3 protein-coding genes are annotated in these 3,375 nt (G+C 74.3%); all 3 read right to left on the bottom strand.

Annotated elements, in window-relative coordinates:
* Positions 1–87: 87 nt before the first annotated feature.
* Positions 88–1,344, bottom strand: a complete 1,257-nt coding sequence (dinB, locus tag PLL68_RS02355; protein WP_324531285.1) for a DNA polymerase IV — start codon at positions 1,342–1,344, stop codon at positions 88–90.
* A gap of 18 nt (positions 1,345–1,362) precedes the next feature.
* Positions 1,363–2,166, bottom strand: coding sequence for a class I SAM-dependent methyltransferase (locus tag PLL68_RS02350; RefSeq protein ID WP_324531282.1), 804 nt, complete (start codon positions 2,164–2,166; stop codon positions 1,363–1,365).
* A gap of 54 nt (positions 2,167–2,220) precedes the next feature.
* A partial coding sequence (locus PLL68_RS02345; RefSeq protein WP_324531281.1) for a helix-hairpin-helix domain-containing protein occupies positions 2,221–3,375 on the bottom strand: 1,155 nt, incomplete at its 5' end.

Here is a 3,375-nt window from a genome sequence, read left to right as displayed (position 1 = left end):
CATCTTCTGCTCGTGGTCTGAGAGGGGCACGGATCCTCCCGTGGTCGGCCCGGGCATCCGGCGGACGCCCTGTTGTCCCTTGAGCCCTCAGGATAGGTCCCGATGTCTCCCCGCGGAAGTCGGTGTATCACGTTCGATGAGACTGGCCGGTCGAACCGAGCCCGACCCGAACCGCGAGCGGGCCCGGTCAACCGCCCGATCGGCATCCCGCCAGCCGTGCTCGGGCTCCCCGATCACCCCCTGGATGGGTGACGCCGAGGCCTCCATGAGCTTCTCCATGCGCACTCCGACGAGCCTGATCCGGGCCCGCTGGAGCCCCAGGGCGTCGAACAGCGCCACCGCCCCTTCGTGGATGGCCCGCCCGCTGTCCGTCGGTTCACGCAGCGTCTTCGACCGGGTGATCGTCGTAAAATCACTGAACCTCACCCGCAGGGTGAGGGTTCGACCGGTCAACCCGGCAGCCCGCATCCGGGACGCGGTGCGCTCGCTGAGGGCCAGCAGGCGCCGGTGGATCTCGGCGGAGTCGTCGATGTCGTGCTCGAAGGTCTGGTCGCTGCCGATGCTCTTCTCCCGCTGCACGTGCTCGACCGATCGCGGGTCGCGCCCCCAGGACAGGTCGTGCAGGTGGCGTCCGGTGGCCTCGCCGAGGCCGCGCACGAGCGTTGCGAGCGGGGTGTGGGCGATGTCGGCGACGGTGCGCAGGCCCAGGCGCAGCAACGCGTCCTCGGTGCGCTCCCCCACACCCCACAGGGCACCGACCGGCAGCTGCTGGACGAACGGCACGACCTCGTCGCGCGGCACGACGACCATCCCGTCGGGCTTGGCCAGTCCGGAGGCGATCTTCGCGACGAACTTCGTCGAGGCCACACCGACCGAGCAGGTGATGCCCTGCTCGTCGTGCACGGTGTCGCGGATGTGCTGACCGATGGTCGCCGGGCTGCCCATGGCCCGAACCGCCCCCGAGACGTCGAGGAAGGCCTCGTCGAGCGAGAGCGGCTCGACGACCGGCGTCACCGAACGGAAGGTCTCCATGACGGCTGCGGAGATCGCGCTGTAGCGGGCGTGGTCGGGGGGCAGGACGACCGCTTGGGGGCAGAGCCGTCGCGCCCGCGACATCGGCATCGCCGAGGTCACCCCGAACCGGCGCGCCTCGTAGGTGGCCGAGAGCACCACCCCTCGGTTGCCCCCGCCGATGATGACCGGGGTGCCGACGAGCTCGGGGTGGGAGAGCAGGGTCGCCGCCGCGTAGAAGGCGTCCATGTCGACGTGCAGGACGGTGCACCCCGTGTCGTCGGGCGGCTCGCTGGCGTCCCGGTGCGGGAGGGCGTACTGGCGTCGGCTCATCGGTGGCCTCCGGTGGCGTCAGCCCCGGGTGGCGAGGACGTGCCGGACGCTGCCGAGGTCACCCAGCAGCGGGTGGCCGAGGTGGCGGCTCGCGACCTCCTCGAGCTCGAGCAGCGCAGCCCGGTCGGCCTCGGAGTCGACCAGCGCGGAAGGGACGAGGTCGCTGAAGATGCGCACCCCGTGACTGTCGACCGTGGTGAACCCGTGGGTGCGCAGCAGGTCGAGGACGACGTTCTCGTCGAACCGGCGTGGTGCCGGGTCGTCGTCACCCCAGCGCCCGTCAGGCCGCTCGAGGATGGCCTGCGCCCGCGCGAACTGCCCCGCGAGGGCCCGGGCCAGTGCGGCAGGCAGCCGCTGGGCGACGACGAGGGAGAGGGTGCCTCCGGGTGCGAGCACGGTCGCGATGCCCGCCATGGCGGCATCCGGGTCGTCGACGACCTCGAGGGTGCCGTGGAGGCAGACGAGGTCGTATGCCGCCGGCTCGCCGTCCGCGGCGAGCTCGCCGCCCACCCCAAGATCGCGCAGGGTGTCGGTGTCGCCCTGCACGGGGTGGATCCGCCCCGAGGTGTCGGTCTCGGCGGCGCGGCGGCGCAGCGAGGCGAGGGCGTCGGGGCTGGGGTCGACGACGGTGACGTCGTGCCCGGCGACGGCGAGGGGCACGGCGGTGCCGCCGGTGCCGCCGCCGAGGTCGAGCACGCGCAGGGGGCGCCCGAGCTCGGCGCTGCGCCGGGCAGCGAAGGCGTCGAGGGCGCCGTGGACGGCAGCCGTGCGCAGCCCGGGAGGGCCTCCTGCCCGACGGGATCGGGCCCGCTCGTCAGCCACGGCTGGTCTCCTCGCTCAGGTCGGTACCGCAGGGTCGGTGTCTGGCGTCCCACCCTAGTGTCCGGAACTGCCGGGGCTGGCGTGCCACAGCTTGCGCGGGGGCAGCGCGTCGACCGGCGCACCCCGCCCCGAGCGCGGGTCCAGCCCCGGTGGGCGGGTGTCGGCGTAGGGCGACTGGCGAAAGCCCGAGGCGTGCACGAGGACGCGCCGCCCGGTGCGGGCGTCCTGCTCGATCGCGGCGAGCCGGGCGGCCTCGGCGCGTGCCACGGCATCCGCCTCCCCCGCCGCGACGACGGCCTGCACCCGCTCGAGGCCACCGAGCTGCCAGGCGTCCCAGAGGCCGGCGAGCTCCCAGGCCCCGGTGGCGCGGATGGAGACACCGCGATCCCCGGTGCGTCGCAGCACCCCGCGCACGAGGAGCAGCCACGAGTGGAAGACGACGTCGGCGTAGGGGCCCTGGACGTCCTCGAAGAAGGTGCAGTCGGCCGGCCCGGTGGAGTCGTCGAGGGTGAGGAAGACCACCCGTCGCCCCGAGCGCACCGGCGGGGTCTGGGTGGCGACCTTGACCCCGGCCACCCACACCCGGCTGCGGCTGCGGGTGGCGAGCAGGTCGACGCTGCGGGTGACCCGAAGCGCCCGCAGCAGCGGGTCGTAGAACTGCACGACGTGGGCGGACACGTCGAGCCCGAGCACGTCGAGCTCGGCACGCACCTTCTCGGGGCCGGTCAGCTCGGGCAGCCCGGCTCCGGGGACCAGCCGGGGCCGGTCACCGAGGTCGAGGGTGAGCTGGGTCGGTTGGGCACCCGCCGGGACGACCTCGCGCGCCGCCTGCGACTGGGCAGCGGCCTGCTCCCGGACGTCGAGCGGGAGCCCGGCCAGCGCAGCCGCGCCGTCCTCGCGCGGCGGGGCGATGCTCGGCACCGCGAGGCGTCGGCTGCGCCTCGCGGGCCCCCCGGAGCCGCGGTCCCACCGCTCGAGCTCGGCGACGTGCAGCAGCAGGTCGCGGCGGGTGACCCGACCACGCCGGCCGAGCCCACCGTCCCCCATCCCGTGCAGGGAGTCGAACGCCCCTGCGAGGACGAGCCGCTCGACGACCGGGCGACTCACCCGGGCCCGCGTCCAGAAGTCACCGAGGTCGGCGTACGGCTGGCCCGCGACGACCCGGGCGACCTCGGCGGCGCTGATCCCCTTGACGTCGGCGAGGGAGAG

Origin of the sequence: Ornithinibacter sp., assembly GCF_035443565.1 — a bacterium.
Taxonomy (GTDB): Bacteria; Actinomycetota; Actinomycetes; order Actinomycetales; family Dermatophilaceae; genus Fodinibacter.
Note: the sequence above shows the minus strand (reverse complement) of the source record. Positions and strands in the feature narration are given on the sequence as shown.